The sequence below is a fragment of the Streptomyces sp. CNZ301 genome (genome assembly GCF_004217425.1).
The window spans coordinates 2,959,915-2,974,306 of the sequence record NZ_SHLG01000001.1 but is presented as its reverse complement, the minus strand read 5'-3'; the positions used below and the strand labels follow the sequence as shown (position 1 = coordinate 2,974,306).

The 14,392-nt window shown below is 68.1% G+C and carries 12 protein-coding genes and 1 pseudogene; 8 read left to right on the top strand and 5 right to left on the bottom strand.

Annotated elements, in window-relative coordinates:
- Positions 1–169: 169 nt before the first annotated feature.
- Positions 170–517, top strand: coding sequence for a hypothetical protein (locus EV375_RS12665; protein ID WP_165434725.1), 348 nt, complete (start codon positions 170–172; stop codon positions 515–517).
- Positions 518–837: 320 nt separating this feature from the next.
- Here the strand turns inward: EV375_RS12665 and EV375_RS12660 are convergent, their stop codons facing one another.
- A complete protein-coding gene (locus EV375_RS12660; protein WP_486588730.1) occupies positions 838–1,596 on the bottom strand; it encodes a hypothetical protein in 759 nt (252 codons plus the stop codon).
- Between the two features lie 637 nt (positions 1,597–2,233).
- Between EV375_RS12660 and EV375_RS12655 the strand changes: the two genes are divergently transcribed.
- Positions 2,234–4,357: an IPT/TIG domain-containing protein gene (locus tag EV375_RS12655; RefSeq protein ID WP_130299530.1), complete on the top strand. Its 2,124-nt coding sequence runs from the start codon at positions 2,234–2,236 to the stop codon at positions 4,355–4,357.
- Positions 4,358–4,557: 200 nt separating this feature from the next.
- On the opposite strand, the gene sodN is transcribed toward EV375_RS12655, so the two are convergent.
- Positions 4,558–4,953 (bottom strand): superoxide dismutase, Ni, encoded by a 396-nt coding sequence (gene sodN / locus EV375_RS12650; protein WP_028434210.1) that lies wholly within the window; start codon positions 4,951–4,953, stop codon positions 4,558–4,560.
- A gap of 141 nt (positions 4,954–5,094) precedes the next feature.
- Between sodN and sodX the strand changes: the two are divergent.
- A pseudogene (sodX, locus tag EV375_RS12645) lies at positions 5,095–5,514 on the top strand (nickel-type superoxide dismutase maturation protease); the annotation flags it as partial.
- Here sodX and EV375_RS12640 read toward each other — a convergent pair.
- Positions 5,460–6,158: a CGNR zinc finger domain-containing protein gene (locus EV375_RS12640; protein ID WP_486588448.1), complete on the bottom strand. Its 699-nt coding sequence runs from the start codon at positions 6,156–6,158 to the stop codon at positions 5,460–5,462. The pseudogene sodX and the gene EV375_RS12640 overlap by 55 nt on opposite strands.
- 85 nt (positions 6,159–6,243) lie before the next feature.
- On the opposite strand from EV375_RS12640, the gene EV375_RS12635 reads away from it, so the two are divergent.
- On the top strand, positions 6,244–7,077 hold the full coding sequence (locus EV375_RS12635) for a class I SAM-dependent methyltransferase (RefSeq protein ID WP_486588447.1): 834 nt from the start codon (positions 6,244–6,246) through the stop codon (positions 7,075–7,077).
- Between the two features lie 146 nt (positions 7,078–7,223).
- Here EV375_RS12635 and EV375_RS12630 read toward each other — a convergent pair whose 3' ends face one another.
- Complete coding sequence (locus EV375_RS12630) at positions 7,224–8,420, bottom strand: NAD(P)-dependent malic enzyme (protein ID WP_486588446.1); 1,197 nt, start codon at positions 8,418–8,420, stop codon at positions 7,224–7,226.
- A gap of 656 nt (positions 8,421–9,076) precedes the next feature.
- On the opposite strand from EV375_RS12630, the gene EV375_RS12625 reads away from it, so the two are divergent.
- The 4 genes from EV375_RS12625 to EV375_RS12610 all read left to right on the top strand — a co-directional run bounded on the left by EV375_RS12625 (position 9,077) and on the right by EV375_RS12610 (position 13,092).
- A complete protein-coding gene (locus EV375_RS12625; protein WP_130299528.1) occupies positions 9,077–10,033 on the top strand; it encodes an ABC transporter substrate-binding protein in 957 nt (318 codons plus the stop codon).
- Between the two features lie 259 nt (positions 10,034–10,292).
- On the top strand, positions 10,293–11,279 hold the full coding sequence (locus EV375_RS12620; protein WP_130299527.1) for an amino acid ABC transporter permease: 987 nt from the start codon (positions 10,293–10,295) through the stop codon (positions 11,277–11,279).
- Positions 11,276–12,037 carry an amino acid ABC transporter ATP-binding protein gene (locus EV375_RS12615; protein WP_130299526.1) on the top strand — a complete coding sequence of 254 codons (762 nt, stop codon included), beginning with the start codon at positions 11,276–11,278 and terminating at the stop codon, positions 12,035–12,037. Before EV375_RS12620 ends, EV375_RS12615 begins: the two co-directional genes overlap by 4 nt.
- A gap of 92 nt (positions 12,038–12,129) precedes the next feature.
- A complete protein-coding gene (locus EV375_RS12610; protein WP_130299525.1) occupies positions 12,130–13,092 on the top strand; it encodes a zinc-binding dehydrogenase in 963 nt (320 codons plus the stop codon).
- Positions 13,093–13,390: 298 nt separating this feature from the next.
- Here the strand turns inward: EV375_RS12610 and EV375_RS12605 are convergent, their stop codons facing one another.
- A complete protein-coding gene (locus EV375_RS12605) occupies positions 13,391–14,392 on the bottom strand; it encodes a PadR family transcriptional regulator (protein ID WP_130299524.1) in 1,002 nt (333 codons plus the stop codon).

The window sequence follows — 14,392 nt, the reverse complement described above, 5'->3', positions numbered from 1 at the left end:
TGCTGAGAGCGCTGGGCGAAGTCGCGTTCAGAATCTCCGACTTCGCCCGGCACACCTGCAACCTGACGGACGGGGATTCGAGGGAGACTGCCCGCCTCCTCCGCACCGCCGGCGACCGGACTCCCCGCTTTCCCTGTACGTTCCCTCCGTACCCGGAGAGAGCGGAGAGGTGAGTCCCCTGTACGGTCCGCGCGTGCTGCTGTGGTGCCTGGCACTCGGCGGCCTCCTCCTGGCCTTCGTCTCCCTGTCGGCGGACCAGCACCCCCTGGCCGTGGTGGGGTTCGTCCTCGTCATCGTCTGCCCGGGTCTGGCCGAGGCGTACACGCAGCGCAGGCGGCGCAGCGACTGGTACCGCCGTGAGTTCGCAACGCGGGAGGAGTTCGTCCGCTCCCTCGACACAGCCGGACTGCGCCGCATCCGCGACGAGAAGGGAACACTCGAAGCGGTCCGCGCCCTGCGCCGCCGGCACCCGAAGCTGCCGTTGAAGGCTGCCGCGGACACCGTCAGAGAGCTCTGAGCCCCGCGCACGAGCCGGTGCACGAGGAGCCGGCCCCTCAACCACCGCCGCTGGACGACCGGACGGGGCACCAAGGAGTCCGTCCGGCGCTTGATGCGCATCCGCGACGCGGCAGTAGAAGGACCGCACCCGGTCCGCATCGGTGCCTTCGTGGGGCGCCGTGCGGACCGGGTGCGGTGGAAATCCCGTGAAGACGAAGGGTGTTCAGCCCTTATTGGTCTCCCGGCGATGGACAGGCCGGTGGGCTGCAGTGCCCCGGCGGAGGGCTCCCAGGGTCCTCTCGTCCGGGGCGTCGAGGGTGTCGATGAGGCGGGAAAGCATCACAGGATCGAACGGGTCACAACTCCGTTGGCTTCGAAGTCGTAGATCTTCTGGTTGATCCGCAGGCCGTCGACAGCGCCGATCCACATGTTGTCGCGCCCCTTGCCCACTGCCGCGGTGAGGATGGTCGGGGCATCGCCGCCGTCGTTCAGCGCGGTTTTGAGCGCCTGGAAGGTGCACCGGCTGCTCACGGTGCAGCCGGTCGAGGTCCCCGCGGCGCCCGAGAGGTACCACCCACCGCTCGTGGCGGCATTCAGGTAGGGACTCCAGGCGTCCACGTTCGCCGCCGGAACGGGATCGGGCACCCACGTCATCGTGGAGTAGTTGACGGCGGGCAGAACGGTGAGGTTCGGATCGATCTCGAACCTGATGTTCGGCATGTTGTTCGGGCCGCCGTAGCTGGCGCTGATGTTCTCACCGGTCTGGAAGACGTAGAAGCCGACCTGGTTCAGGCCCAGTACCGGGTCACCGTAGAAGTCGACCTCGTTGCCGAAGTCGACTTTCTCGCTCGGCGGACTCAGGGTGGTGGAATTGTTCGCCACCTCGATCCCGAGGCTGCCTTTTCCGTAGGGCGGCTTCGAGGTGGAGCCTGTTTTGCCGAACGACCCGTACGGGCCGTTCCTCAATTCGGCAACGGGAGAGCCGATGGTGTTACGGGTGATCACACCCCAGTGCTCCGAGCTGTCGGTGGCGGCGGATGCCGGTCCCGGGACGGCCGAGACAGCGATCGCAGCAAGTGCGGCGACCCCCAAAGCCATTCTTCGTGTCATGCCAGAGCGAGCGTTCACGCTTCCCTCCTCATTCTGGTCGTTGAAGGGCAGGGCATGTGTGTTGTTGCCCTGCAGCCAGAATGGCGGCGTCCGCTGCCGACGGGGTTCGGATGTAACTGCTTCACTCGCAAGAGTGACATATCTGAATTACGAGTTTGAGCCTGCCGTTCAACTCCGTTGCTGTTTCGAATCATTGAGGCGAAGCCGCGTTCGCGCACGCCGTTGGCGGCCGGCGCTGGTTCCTCCCATTTCGAGTGCAGGCCAGATGTCAGCCCACTTTCGTATTTCGAGATGTCAGGCCATCGGTTCCGGTTGATCGGACACTCCTGAAGGCCCGGCAGAGGGGGAAACCGGAGGGCGTGCGCCGGTGCGTATGGGCGCAGTAGATGCTTCCGAAGATTGTCGTATTCACTATCTATGCATCTTTCTGCCCTCATTCACGCCTTGTTGAGTGCTTCTGGCATTCGCTTTCATCGTGGTAAGAGGCAATAGGCAATAACCACGCAACGGGGCAGGGGCGACCACTTTCCGATCGGTATTTCAGCCGTGCACGGGGGGGTTGGAAAGGGTCTGTCCAGGTGTATGGAGCCTGCTGCATGGAATCTCGTCCCGGAGGAGGACAGATATGCCAACGATCACTGCCGTTCAGCCTTCAAAATTGCCTGCGGGGACCACGACCTGGATCGCCGGGTCCGGTTTCACAGGTGCGACCGCCGTGAAGTTCGGCAACACCAATGCAAGTTTCACTGTGTTCAACGACGGAGCCATCAAGGCCACCGTTCCTGCGGGAAGCGGTTCGGTGCTGGTCACGGTCGTGACGCCGAGCGGCACCAGCAACGGCAAAGCATTCTGCTACTCGGGGACACCGGGTGCGACGGTTCAGGCCGTTCAGCCGACATCCGGGCCGGCTGCCGGCGGCACTCCTGTCAGCCTCGTCGGTGTCGGATTCACGGGTGCGACCGATGTGAAGTTCGGCAGCACCAGCGCCCCCATCCTCGCCAATCTGCAGGGAACGGTGATCCAGACCACCGCCCCGGCCGGGACCGGTACGGTGCTGGTGACCGTGGTGACTCCCCTGGGTCCGGGCTGCGGCATTGCCTATGACTACGTGGGCGTACCGGTACCACCGTCAGTCGACTCGGTGGTTCCGGACGAGGGCCCCGCGGGTCAGCAGGTGACGATCTCCGGCAGCGGATTCACCGGTGCGACATCTGTGCAATTCGGCCTGGTGGAAGCCGGATTCGTGTTCGTCGACGACAGCACCATCGCCGCGACCGCGCCCGACGGTGTGGCCGGCTCGGTGGTGGACATCACCGTCACCACACCGAACGGCAGCGACACCCTCGAAGACGCCTACACCTATGTACCGGCAGTCACCTCTGTGGTTCCGAACGAGGGACCCGAGGGTCAAGAGGTGATTGTCTCCGGCTTCGGATTCACCGGAGCAACATCAGTGACGTTCGGGGGAGTGGAAGCCACCTCGTTCATGGTCGCGGACGATGGCACCATCTTCGCGGTCGTGCCCGCGGGCAGCGGCACGGTGGATGTGACCGTGTCCACCCCCAACGGCAATCCGACCCTCCCAGATGCCTTCACGTACGTCGTGGTACCGGAGATCACCCTTGTGGAGCCCTCCACAGGTCCAGCCGTCGGCGGCCAGGACGTGACGATCTCCGGCAGCGGATTCTCCGGTGCAACATCGGTGACTTTCGGGGGAGTTGATGCAACGTCGTTCACCGTCGAGAACGACACGACAATCACCGCGACCACACCCCCGGGTACGGCCTACACGACGGTGGACGTGGAAGTCACCACACCAGGCGGCACCGCAACGGACAGCTACACCTACACCCTCTTCGCCTACGTCACCAACCAGACGGACGCGACGGTGTCGGTGATCGACACCAGCGACGACACCGTCGCCGACACCATCAACGGTGAGAACTTCCAGGGCCCTGCCGGAGTGGCGCTCACCCCGGACGGAACCAAGGCCTACGTCGCCAACAGCAGCGGGGACACGGTGACGGTGATCGACGCCGGCAACAACGTCGTCACCGGAAGCCTCATCACCGTCGGGATCTCCCCGTACGGGGTGGCGATCGCCGGGACCAAGGCCTACGTCCCCAACAGCGCCGACAGCACGGTGTCGGTGATCGATACCGGTACCGACACCGTCGCCGACACCATCAACGGCGAGAACTTCAACACCCCGTTCTGGGTGGCGATCGCCGGGTCCACCGCCTATGTCACCAACGCCGGCAACAGCACGGTGTCGGTGATCGATACCGGCACCGACACCGTCACCACCACCATCAACGGCACGAACTTCAACTCCCCCAGGGAGATTGCGGTCACGCCCGACGGGACCAGGGCCTATGTCGCCAACAACGGCGGAACCACGGTGACGGTGATCGACACCGGTACCGACACCGTCTCCGGCGCCCCCATCGCCGTCGGGACCTCCCCGTACGGGGTGGCGTTCACCCTGGACGGGACCAAGGCCTATGTCACCAACGAAGGCGACAACACGGTGTCGGTGATCGACACCGGTACCGGCACGGTCGCCGACACCATCAGCGACGCCAGCTTCAACCTGCCCAGGGGGGTGGCTGTCACGCCGGACGGAAGCAAGGTCTACGTCGCCAACTACGGGACCGACACGGTCTCGGTGATCGACACCAGCGACAACAGCGTCACCACCACCACCGTCGGGAACAACCCGTTCGGGGCGGCGATCGTGAACGTCTGACCCGGACGTCCGCCGGTCTCATGGCGCACCACCCCTCGTGGGAGGTGCAGAGGACAACGACAGGTCCCGGATGCGGCATTCCTCCGGGACCTGTCGGCGTCGGCGTTCGTGTACACGGACCGCACCCGGTCCGCATCGGTGCCTTCGTGGGGCGCCGTGCGGACCGGGTGCGGTGGAAATCCCGTGAAGACGAAGGGTGTTCAGCCCTTCTTGGTCTCCCAGAAGATCTTGTCGATCTGGGCGATGTAGTCGAGGGCCTTCTGGCCCGTGGCCGGGTCGGTCGAGCCCTTGGCCGTGGAGAGGGCCTTGAGGGTCTCGTTGACCAGCTGGTGCAGGTCCGGGTACTTCTCGAAGTGCGGGGGCTTGAAGTAGTCGCTCCACAGCACCGAGACGTGGTGCTTGGCCAGTTCGGCCCGCTCCTCCTTGATCGTGGTGGCACGAGCGCGGTAGTGCGGGTCGTCGTTGGCCTGGTACTTCTCCTGGATGGCCTTGACCGACTCCGCCTCGATGCGGGCCTGCGCCGGGTCGTAGACACCGCAGGGCAGGTCGCAGTGGGCGCTGACCTTGACCGTGGGCGCGAACAGACGGGAAAGCATAGAGCCGTCCTTCCTCGTGATCGTCTTCTCACCTGTGAGATTACTCCGTAGGGGAGGCCCTTTCGCGTGTGCCCCCGAGCGCTTAGGACAAAAGTCCGGTGTTGGGTGAACGTGAGGACGGGGACGGGGTGAGGCGAACAGATGCCGGAGCGGGCGCGGGTGTCGCGTGGGTACGGACAGCAGAGGAGCGGGACTGTGAGCGGGTTGCTGAAGCGGATCGGGCTCGCGGAGGTCTACAACCCGTCGATGGTGCCGACGCTGCGCCCCGGCGACCGGCTGGTGGTGAAGTACGGCGCCCGCGTACGGCGCGGAGCCGTCGTGCTGCTGCGGCATCCTCTCCAGCACGACCTGCTCATCGTCAAACGGGCCGTGGAGCGCCGTTCGGGTGGCTGGTGGGTGATCGGTGACAATCCGCAGGTGCGCAATGACAGCCGGGAGTTCGGGACCGTCCCGGACGACTTGATGGTGGCGCGTGCCTGGGTGCGGCTGAGGCCCCGCCGGGGGCCTCAGCGCCCTTTGCGGCCCGTACTGCCGTGGGCTCTCTCGGCGGTGCGGCCGCTGGTGGTGCTGCCTGCGGGCCGCTCCGTCAGGGCTTCCGCCGACTCGTCGCCGTCCTTGGCGGCGTTGCTCTCCCGGCTCTCCCGGCTCTCCAGGCGTTTGCGGGCGCGGTAGGCGGCGACGTTGGCGCGGGTCGCGCAGCGGTCGGAGCAGTAGCGGCGGGAGCGGTTGGTGGAGGTGTCCAGGTACGCCTTGCTGCACGGTGCCGCCTGGCAGATCCCGAGCCGTTCCACTCCCAGGTCGGTGAGGTGGAACGCGAGGCCCATGCAGGCCGTGGCCGTGTAGCCGGCTGCCGCGGTGACGGGGTGCTCCGTGAGGTGCATGTGCCAGCGGGGGCGTCCGTCGGCGGCGAGGTCGCCGTGGCCGCTGATCTGAGGGCTGGCGGGGAATTCCATGAGCAGCGCGTTGAGCAGGTCCACGGCGCGCGTCTCGTCGCCCTCGGAGGCGGCACCGAAGACGGCGCGCAGCCGTGTCCGTACGGCTCGCAGCCGTGCCACGTCGGCCTCCGTCGCGCGGCGGGCCATCGTCCGGTTGACGCCGCACAGCTCCCGTACGGACTCGACCGACGTGAGGGTGTCCGTGCCGCGCTCCGGCTCCTCGGTGTTGACCAGGCGGACCGCCAGGTCAGAGTAATGGCTGAGCTCCACTTGTGGTCCTTACGGCCGCGGGCTATCGTCACCGTTGAAGTAATGAGCGGGTTCGGTCAGAGGGTATTACATCCGGGAGGATGGCGTGGCGGACTGCACGGACAACGCGGAGATCGCAGGGGCGGGCCCGGACTGGCGGGCTTGGCAGGAGAGTTGGGACCGGCAGCAGGAGTTCTACCTCCCGGACCGCGAGGAGCGCTTCCGGGTCATGTTCGACATGACCGAGGCCCTGGCCGCTCCCTCCGGCCCCTCGGAGTCGGACGGTGCCGGCGCCCCCGGGCCCGTGGTGCTCGACCTGGCCTGCGGGACGGGCAGCATCTCCCGGCGGCTGCTGCGGCGCTTCCCCGGGGCGCGGTCGACGGGAGTGGACCTCGACCCGGCTCTTCTCATGATCGCGCGCGGCTACTTCGCGGGCGACGAGCGCGTGGAGTTCGTGAGCGCGGACCTGACCGACCCGGAGTGGACCGGCAGGCTTCCGTACCGCTCGTACGACGCGGTGCTCACCGCCACCGCCCTGCACTGGCTGCGCACCGACGAACTCGGCGTGCTCTACCGGCAGATCGCGGACGTGCTCCGCGACGGCGGAGTGTTCATGAACGCCGACCACATGCCGGACGGGACCACGCCCCGCATCAACGAGGCGGCGCACGCTTTCGACAAGGGACGCCGCGAACAGGCCGAGGCGGCGGGGACTCAGGACTGGGTCGCCTGGTGGGACGGCCTGTCCCGGGAGCCCGCGGTGGCCGGCGCCGTCGCCGAGCGCTTCCGCACCATCGGCAACCCGCTCAACGGCGACCACTCCGACGGAGAGGTGCAGTCCCCGGACCGCCACGCCGAACTGCTGCGCGCGGCCGGCTTCTCGGAGGCGCGAGCGGTGTGGAGCTCGCCGCTCGACGCGCTTGTGCTCGGTCTCAAATAGCCATCGGGCGCCCGGAGAAGCCGAACATGCGTGAGGGCGGTACGGGCAGAGCCTGCCCGTACCGCCCTCAGTGAGTTCCCCGGCGTTCCGGCGTCCCGCTGCGACGCCGGATCACGTCCGCCGGATCACGTCCGATGACGGCGCTCTCAGCGGCGGGCGACGCCCTCCGCGCGTGCCGCCGCGGCCACGGCGGCCGTCACGGCGGGAGCGACGCGCTCGTCGAACGGCGAGGGGATGACGCAGTCCGCGCTCAACTCCTCGGAGACGACGGCCGCCAGGGCCTCCGCCGCGGCGAGCTTCATGCCCTCGGTGATGTCGGTGGCGCGAACCTGAAGGGCGCCGGCGAAGACACCCGGGAAGGCGAGCACGTTGTTGATCTGGTTGGGGTAGTCGCTGCGCCCCGTGGCCACGACGGCCGCGTACTTGGACGCGACGTCCGGGTGGATCTCCGGGTTCGGGTTGGCCATGGCGAAGACGAAGGAGTCGTCGGCGAGCGTCGCCACCGCCGCCTCGGGGACCGTTCCGCCGCTGACACCGATGAAGACGTCGGCGCCGTCCATCACCGACTCGAGCGAGCCGGTGCGCCCCTCCTTGTTGGTGAAGCCGGCCAACTCCCGCTTGACGTCGGTGAGATCGTCACGGCCCTGCGAGACGACGCCCTTGCGGTCGCACACGACGACGTCGCCGATGCCGGCCTCCACGAGGATTTTGGCGATCGCGAAACCCGCCGCGCCCGCGCCCGAGATGACCGTACGCAGGTCGCCGAGCGTGCGGTTGGTCAGCCGTGCGGCGTTGCGGAGCGCCGCGAGCGTGACGATGGCCGTGCCGTGCTGGTCGTCGTGGAAGACCGGCACGTCCAGGCGTTCCTTGAGCTTGGCCTCGATCTCGAAGCACCGGGGTGCCGCGATGTCCTCCAGGTTGACGCCTCCGAAGGACGGTGCGAGACGTGCGACGGTCTCCACGATCTCGTCGGTCTCGCGGCAGTCCAGTGCGACCGGGAACGCGTCCACGCCGCCGAACTGCTTGAAGAGAATGGACTTGCCCTCCATCACGGGGAGGGAGGCCTCGGCGCCGATGTCGCCCAGACCCAGCACCGCGCTGCCGTCCGTGACGACGGCCACCACCTGGGACTTCCAGGTGTAGTCCGCGACGAGTTCCGGCTGGCGCGCGATGGCGCTGCAGACCTTGGCGACGCCCGGCGTGTACGCGAGGGACAGCTCCTCCGCGTTGCGGACCGGCACGGTCGCCTGCACAGCCATCTTCCCGCCGCGGTGCAGGGCGAAGGCCGGGTCGATCACGTCCTCGTCCAGGCCGTCCTTCGAATTGACGATCTCCGCTGCCACTTGTCGAACCCCTTTGTAGAAAACCTTCTTGAGAGTGGCCGCTCCCAGGTTGAGGAACGGGCGGGCAACCACGTCCGCCGGCCGCACGGCCCATGGCCCTGGTGGGAGCCCCGGGCGAGGCCCGTTGGGGGCCCCCGGGGCCGCTGGGCCGATGGGGGCGGGTCTCTCCCGGGCCTTGAGGCCCGGAGGGAGATGGAGCGAACGCCGGGCGCGCCGCACACGCGCCCTGGTCCCCGGGTGAGGGGTGTAATCGACCTTTGTACCGGACGAAGCCCGTCGGTTACGACCCGCTTTCCCCAAGGCCGGAAGCAGGCAACCGGACATTAGCCCACAGAACGCCATGGATGTGTCGGTGGTCGGGTATCTCTCGACCGCAACACACCTGCCGGTGAAGGGTCTTCGGCGCAGTCCGCGAATGTGCCCAAGGTCTCCTGCGGGGCCGCCGCCGAACGGAACGCGACACGTCGTACGCGACGCGTGAGTGCCCTGTATGCGGAACCGGGCCTCCGTTATCCGATTTTGACTCGCGAGTCCTCGGTAACCGCTCGAACGGATGGCAGGATTTCCACCATCCATCGGCAGCATCCTCTCGTGGTCACAACACCCGAAGGTGTGTGCCCGACCGGACGCTCCCACATCCGCAGGAGGACCCTGTAATGACCGCACGCAACTTCCGACGCCCGGTGGCCGCGCGCCTCCGGCGTGCTCGCACAGCCGCGCCGATAGCCGTGGCGGTCACCGGCGCCCTGCTGCTGACCGGCTGCGGCGACCAGACGGACTCCGCGGGCGGCGGCGCCGACAAGCAGGGCAGCAAGGCCCCGCTCTTCGACAAGCTGCCGAAGAAGATCCAGAAGGCGGGCGTCATCAAGGTCGGCACGGATGCCGCGTACAAGCCGATGGAGTACAAGGACGGTCAGAAGATCGTCGGTCTCGACCCCGACCTGGCAAACGCGATGGGCGAGCAGCTCGGTGTGCGGTTCGAGTTCACCAACGGCACCTTCGACGGTCTGATCACCTCCATGCAGACCGGCCGCTTCGACATGATCATGTCGTCGATGACGGACACCAAGGACCGGCAGGAGGGCCTGGACGACCAGGGCAAGAAGGTCGGCAAGGGCGTCGACTTCGTCGACTACCTCACCGCCGGCTCCTCGATCCTCGTCAAGAAGGGCAATCCGGAGAAGATCGAGTCGGTCGACCAGCTCTGCGGCAAGAAGGTCGCCACGCAGCGCGGCACCACTTCGCACGAGATCCTCAAGAAGCAGATCGACAAGTGCAAGAAGGACCGCAAGCGGCCGCTGACGATCGAGCCGTTCGACAACGACGACGAGGCCCGCGTCCGGCTGAAGGCCGGCGGCGTCGTCGCCGACATCTCCGACTTCCCCGTCGCGGCCAACGCAGCGAAGAGCGGCGACGACTTCGAGGTCGTCGGCGAGCAGATGGAGTCCGCTCCGTACGGCATGGCCGTCTCCAAGGGCAACGACAAGCTCAGCGGTGCTCTCAAGGAAGCCCTGACGAAGATCATCGAGGACGGCTCCTACGAGAAGGCGCTCAAGAAGTGGGGCGTCGAGGACGGCGGGGTCTCCGAAGCGAAGATCAACAGCGGTACCTGAGCCGCGTCGCGGCCCGCCGGCCGGCCGGTCCACTCGTCACGTGACCGGCCGGCCGTGGCACGGCCACCGCGAACCGGCGCCACGCGGGCGCCTCCCGGCAGCGATGCCAGCGAGTCCGCGCCCGCTCCTCGTCTAGGCGCCCAGTGATTCCCCCGGCTACCGCTGGGAAGCGCCCCCACCCGGCCACCACTGGGTGAAGCCCCCGGCCCCCGCCCGGGGGAGAGTGCCCCCAGTCCACCGACCGACAGGCAGTACATCCATGACCGCTCCTCCCGACAAGGGGCCCAGCGACGCTCCCCCAGCCACCGCTGGCCGGGGCCCCCGACCGACCGCCGGCACGGCACCCGAGGCGATCAAGGCGATACCCGTGCGGCACTACGGCCGCTACGTCTCCGCCGCCGTCGTCATCGTGCTTCTCCTCCTCGTCGTCAAGGCGTTCGCGGAGGCGGACCTGACCTGGGGCTCGGTCGGCAGCTTCTTCTTCAACGACCAGATCATGGAGGGCGTCAAGAACACCCTCGTGGTCAGCGTGCTGTCCATGATCATGGGTCTGGTGCTCGGCATCGTCCTGGCAGTTATGCGGATGTCGAAGAACCCGGTCACCAACTCGGTGGCGTGGGGCTACATCTGGTTCTTCCGCGGCACCCCCGTCTACGTGCAGCTGCTGCTGTGGTTCAACCTGGCGCTGATCTTCCCCGTCCTCAACCTCGGCCCGATCTACAAGGACGAGATGACGGACGTCATGACGCCGTTCATGGCAGCCCTGCTGGGCCTCGGCCTGAACGAGGCGGCGTACATGGCGGAGATCTGCCGTGCCGGCATCCAGTCCGTCGACGAGGGGCAGACCGAGGCCTCGCAGGCGCTCGGCATGACCAACGGGCAGAACATGCGCCGGATCGTGCTGCCGCAGGCGATGCGGGTCATCGTGCCGCCGACCGGCAACGAGTTCATCAACCTGCTGAAGACCTCCGCCCTGTGCGCCGTCGTGCAGTACGAGGAGGTGCTGCGCAAGTCGCAGAACATCGGCAACAACTCGGGCGCGGTGGTGGAGATGCTCTTCGTCGCCACCATCTGGTTCCTCGTCATCACGACCGTCTTCAGCATCGGGCAGTTCTATCTGGAGCGGCACTACGCACGGGGCTCGTCGCGGCAGCTGCCCGCGACCCCGTGGCAGCGGGCACGGCAGCTGGTGTTCACCTTCAGCCGTGGTACGGGATCGGGCTCGGGAGCGGGAGGCGCCGCATGAACGCGATGGTGAAGGCCGAGGCCGTACACAAGTCCTTCGGACCGGTCGAAGTGCTCAAGGGCATCGACCTGGAGGTCGCGCCGCGCGAGGTGTTCTGCATCGTCGGCCCCTCGGGGTCGGGCAAGTCGACCTTCCTGCGCTGCATCAACCACCTTGAGAAGATCAACGCGGGACGGCTGTACGTCGACGGCACGCTCGTCGGCTACCGCGAGCACGGCAACAAGCTCTACGAGCTGCGGGACCGCGAAGTCGCCGCGCAGCGCCGCGACATCGGCATGGTCTTCCAGCGCTTCAACCTCTTCCCGCACATGACCGCGGTGGAGAACGTGATGGAGGCGCCGGTCCAGGTGAAGGGGGAGAGCAAGGCGAAGGCGCAGGAACGCGCACGCGCCCTTCTCGACCGCGTGGGCCTCGCCGACAAGACCCACAGGTACCCCGCACAGCTCTCCGGCGGACAGCAGCAGCGCGTCGCCATCGCTCGCGCGCTGGCGATGGAGCCCAAGCTGATGCTCTTCGACGAGCCGACCTCGGCGCTCGACCCGGAGCTGGTCGGAGAGGTGCTGGACGTGATGCGCGACCTCGCCGAGGACGGCATGACGATGATCGTCGTCACGCACGAGATGGGCTTCGCGCGCGAGGTCGGCGACTCGCTGGTCTTCATGGACGACGGGGTGGTCGTGGAGTCGGGACGCCCCCGGGACGTTCTCGGCGACCCGCAGCACGAGCGGACGAAATCCTTCCTCTCCAAGGTGCTGTGAGGCGCCGGCGCGTTCAACGCGTCCGTGAGATCTGTCGCTTCGGCGGGGCGGGGGGTGGCTGGTCAGCCCCCCGCGCGAGTAGCGTCCGGATCATGTTTGCTGCATACGCCGCACGAATCGACAAGGACCGGCCGCTGGACGGACTGGAACTGGGTGACCGTCCCGAACCGGTGGTTCCGGACGGTTGGACGACCGTCGACGTCAAGGCGGCGTCGCTCAACCACCACGACCTGTGGTCCCTGCGGGGCGTCGGGCTCGGCGAGGAGTTGCTGCCGATGACCCTGGGGTGCGACGGCGCGGGCATCGACGCCGACGGCAACGAAGTCGTCCTGCACTCGGTCATCGGTGCGACCGGCCACGGCGTCGGCCCGAACGAGAAGCGGACCCTGCTGACGGAGAAGTACCAGGGCACGTTCGCCGAACGCGTCGCCGTGCCCAGGTGGAACGTGCTGCCCAAGCCGAAGGAGCTCTCCTTCGAGGAGGCGGCCTGCCTGCCGACGGCGTGGCTGACCGCGTACCGCATGCTCTTCACCAACGCGGGCGTCCGGCCCGGTGACAGCGTGCTCGTGCAGGGCGCGGGCGGCGGCGTCGCGACGGCCGCGATCGTGCTGGGCGCCGCGGCCGGGCTGCGGGTCTTCGCCACCAGCCGGGACGAGGCCAAGCGCAAGCGTGCCGTCGAACTCGGCGCGGAGGCCGCCGTGGAGACCGGCGCACGGCTGCCCCAGCGTGTCGACGCCGTGCTGGAGACCGTGGGCGCCGCCACCTGGTCCCACTCGCTGAAGTCCCTCAAGCCGGGCGGAACAGTCGTCATCTCGGGCGCCACGAGCGGACCCAACCCGCCCGCCACGGAGCTCAACCGGATCTTCTTCCTCGAACTGAAGGTCGTCGGTTCGACGATGGGCAGCAAGGAGGAGCTGGCCTCGCTGCTGGACTTCTGCGCCGCGAAGGGCGTACGCCCCGTCATCGACTCGACGCTGCCGCTGGACCGGGCCCGCGAGGGTTTCGCGAAGATGGCCGAGGGCGAGCTGTTCGGCAAGGTCGTGCTGACGGTCTGACCGGCCGGGCCGGGCAGGGTTCCGCTTCGCGCGGCGCCCGTTCCGCCGCGTGGCGTGCGGGCGGCTGCTCGGCTCCCCGCGGGACCGTGTCACGGCCACCGCCCGCCTGCTGACGGGCCGTGCCTCAGCACAGGCAACAGCGCGCGGTCACCCCGAGCGGCATCCGTACCGCTTCGGGGTGACCGTTTCTCTGTTGCGGGCCCGCACGAAAGAAGACGATCGAGCTGCCCGACCCGCTGGGGTTCGAGCTGGACACCGGGCAGTTCTGAGGCCCGGCCGGCGGCCGGGTCCCATCGGTTCAGCCACCGCCGTCCCGTTCCACGTGGCCTTCGGGGTCGCGCAGCAGGGCGACCATGTGGGCCGCCCCGGCCGAGAGGTGACGGCGCGCCTCGCGCAGCTGCTGCTCGGTCACGCCGTGATCGCGCGCCGCGTCCCGCACGTCGTCCCGGAAGTGGTCGAGGAGGCGTTCCAGCTCCCGTCCGGGGTCGTCGCTCGGGGTCTCCTCTTCCTTCGCCCATGCGGGTCCGGGCGTCCCGGCGCCGGCGGACGGCTCCTGCCGCAGGTTGGGGAACCAGGCCGTGGTGTGCTCCGTGATGCGGCCCAAGTTGCCCATTTCACGGGCAAGTTCGGACATGCCGTCGCGCACGGCGCCCGGCCAGTCACCGGACTTCGCCCGTGACTGGACCTGCTCCTGCACCTGCCGGGCGATGCGCTGCACCTCCTCCACGGCGGCTGCGCGCGCCTGGGCCTCCTTCGCCTGCCGTTTGGCCTGCTGGGTCTCCCTCTTGGCGCGGCGGGCCTGTTCCTTCCACTCCTCCTTGGCCCGCTTCATCTCCTCCTTGGCCTGCTGCCAGGCCTCCTTCTCGGTCATGCCCGGCCAGGCACCCGAGGGCATGCCCGTTCCGTCCGTACGGGTGCGGCGGGCCTGTTCGCGCATCTCGCGCCGCAGGTCGCGGGCGGAGCCGCTGACGTCCTCGCGGATGTCGGCTGCCAGGGAGGTCAGGGATTCGCTGATCTCGACCTCCAGCTCCGCCAACTCATCCTCGCGGTCGGCCAGTTCGGCACGGCCTGCCTTGGTGATCGAGTAGACCTTGCGGCCGCCGCCCTCGGTGGCGTGACTGACCAGGCCCTCGCCCTCCAGCTTGGCAAGGCGCGGGTAGACGGTGCCGGCCGACGGCGCGTACAGGCCCTGGAAGCGCTCCTCCAGCAGCCGGATCACCTCGTAGCCGTGGCGCGGCGCCTCGTCGAGGAGCTTGAGCAGGTACAGGCGCAGTCGGCCGTGAGCGAAGACGGGAGGCAT

Bases quoted from the DNA above. Each gene is read 5' to 3' on its own strand.
- EV375_RS12660 (WP_486588730.1), bottom strand. From the start codon at position 1,596: ATGGCTTTGGGGGTCGCCGCACTTGCTGCGATCGCTGTCTCGGCCGTC.
- EV375_RS12610 (WP_130299525.1), top strand. From the start codon at position 12,130: ATGTTTGCTGCATACGCCGCACGAATCGACAAGGACCGGCCGCTGGAC.
- sodN (WP_028434210.1), bottom strand. From the start codon at position 4,953: ATGCTTTCCCGTCTGTTCGCGCCCACGGTCAAGGTCAGCGCCCACTGC.
- EV375_RS12625 (WP_130299528.1), top strand. From the start codon at position 9,077: ATGACCGCACGCAACTTCCGACGCCCGGTGGCCGCGCGCCTCCGGCGT.
- EV375_RS12620 (WP_130299527.1), top strand. From the start codon at position 10,293: ATGACCGCTCCTCCCGACAAGGGGCCCAGCGACGCTCCCCCAGCCACC.
- EV375_RS12605 (WP_130299524.1), bottom strand. From the start codon at position 14,392: ATGCCTCCCGTCTTCGCTCACGGCCGACTGCGCCTGTACCTGCTCAAG.
- EV375_RS12655 (WP_130299530.1), top strand. From the start codon at position 2,234: ATGCCAACGATCACTGCCGTTCAGCCTTCAAAATTGCCTGCGGGGACC.
- EV375_RS12615 (WP_130299526.1), top strand. From the start codon at position 11,276: ATGAACGCGATGGTGAAGGCCGAGGCCGTACACAAGTCCTTCGGACCG.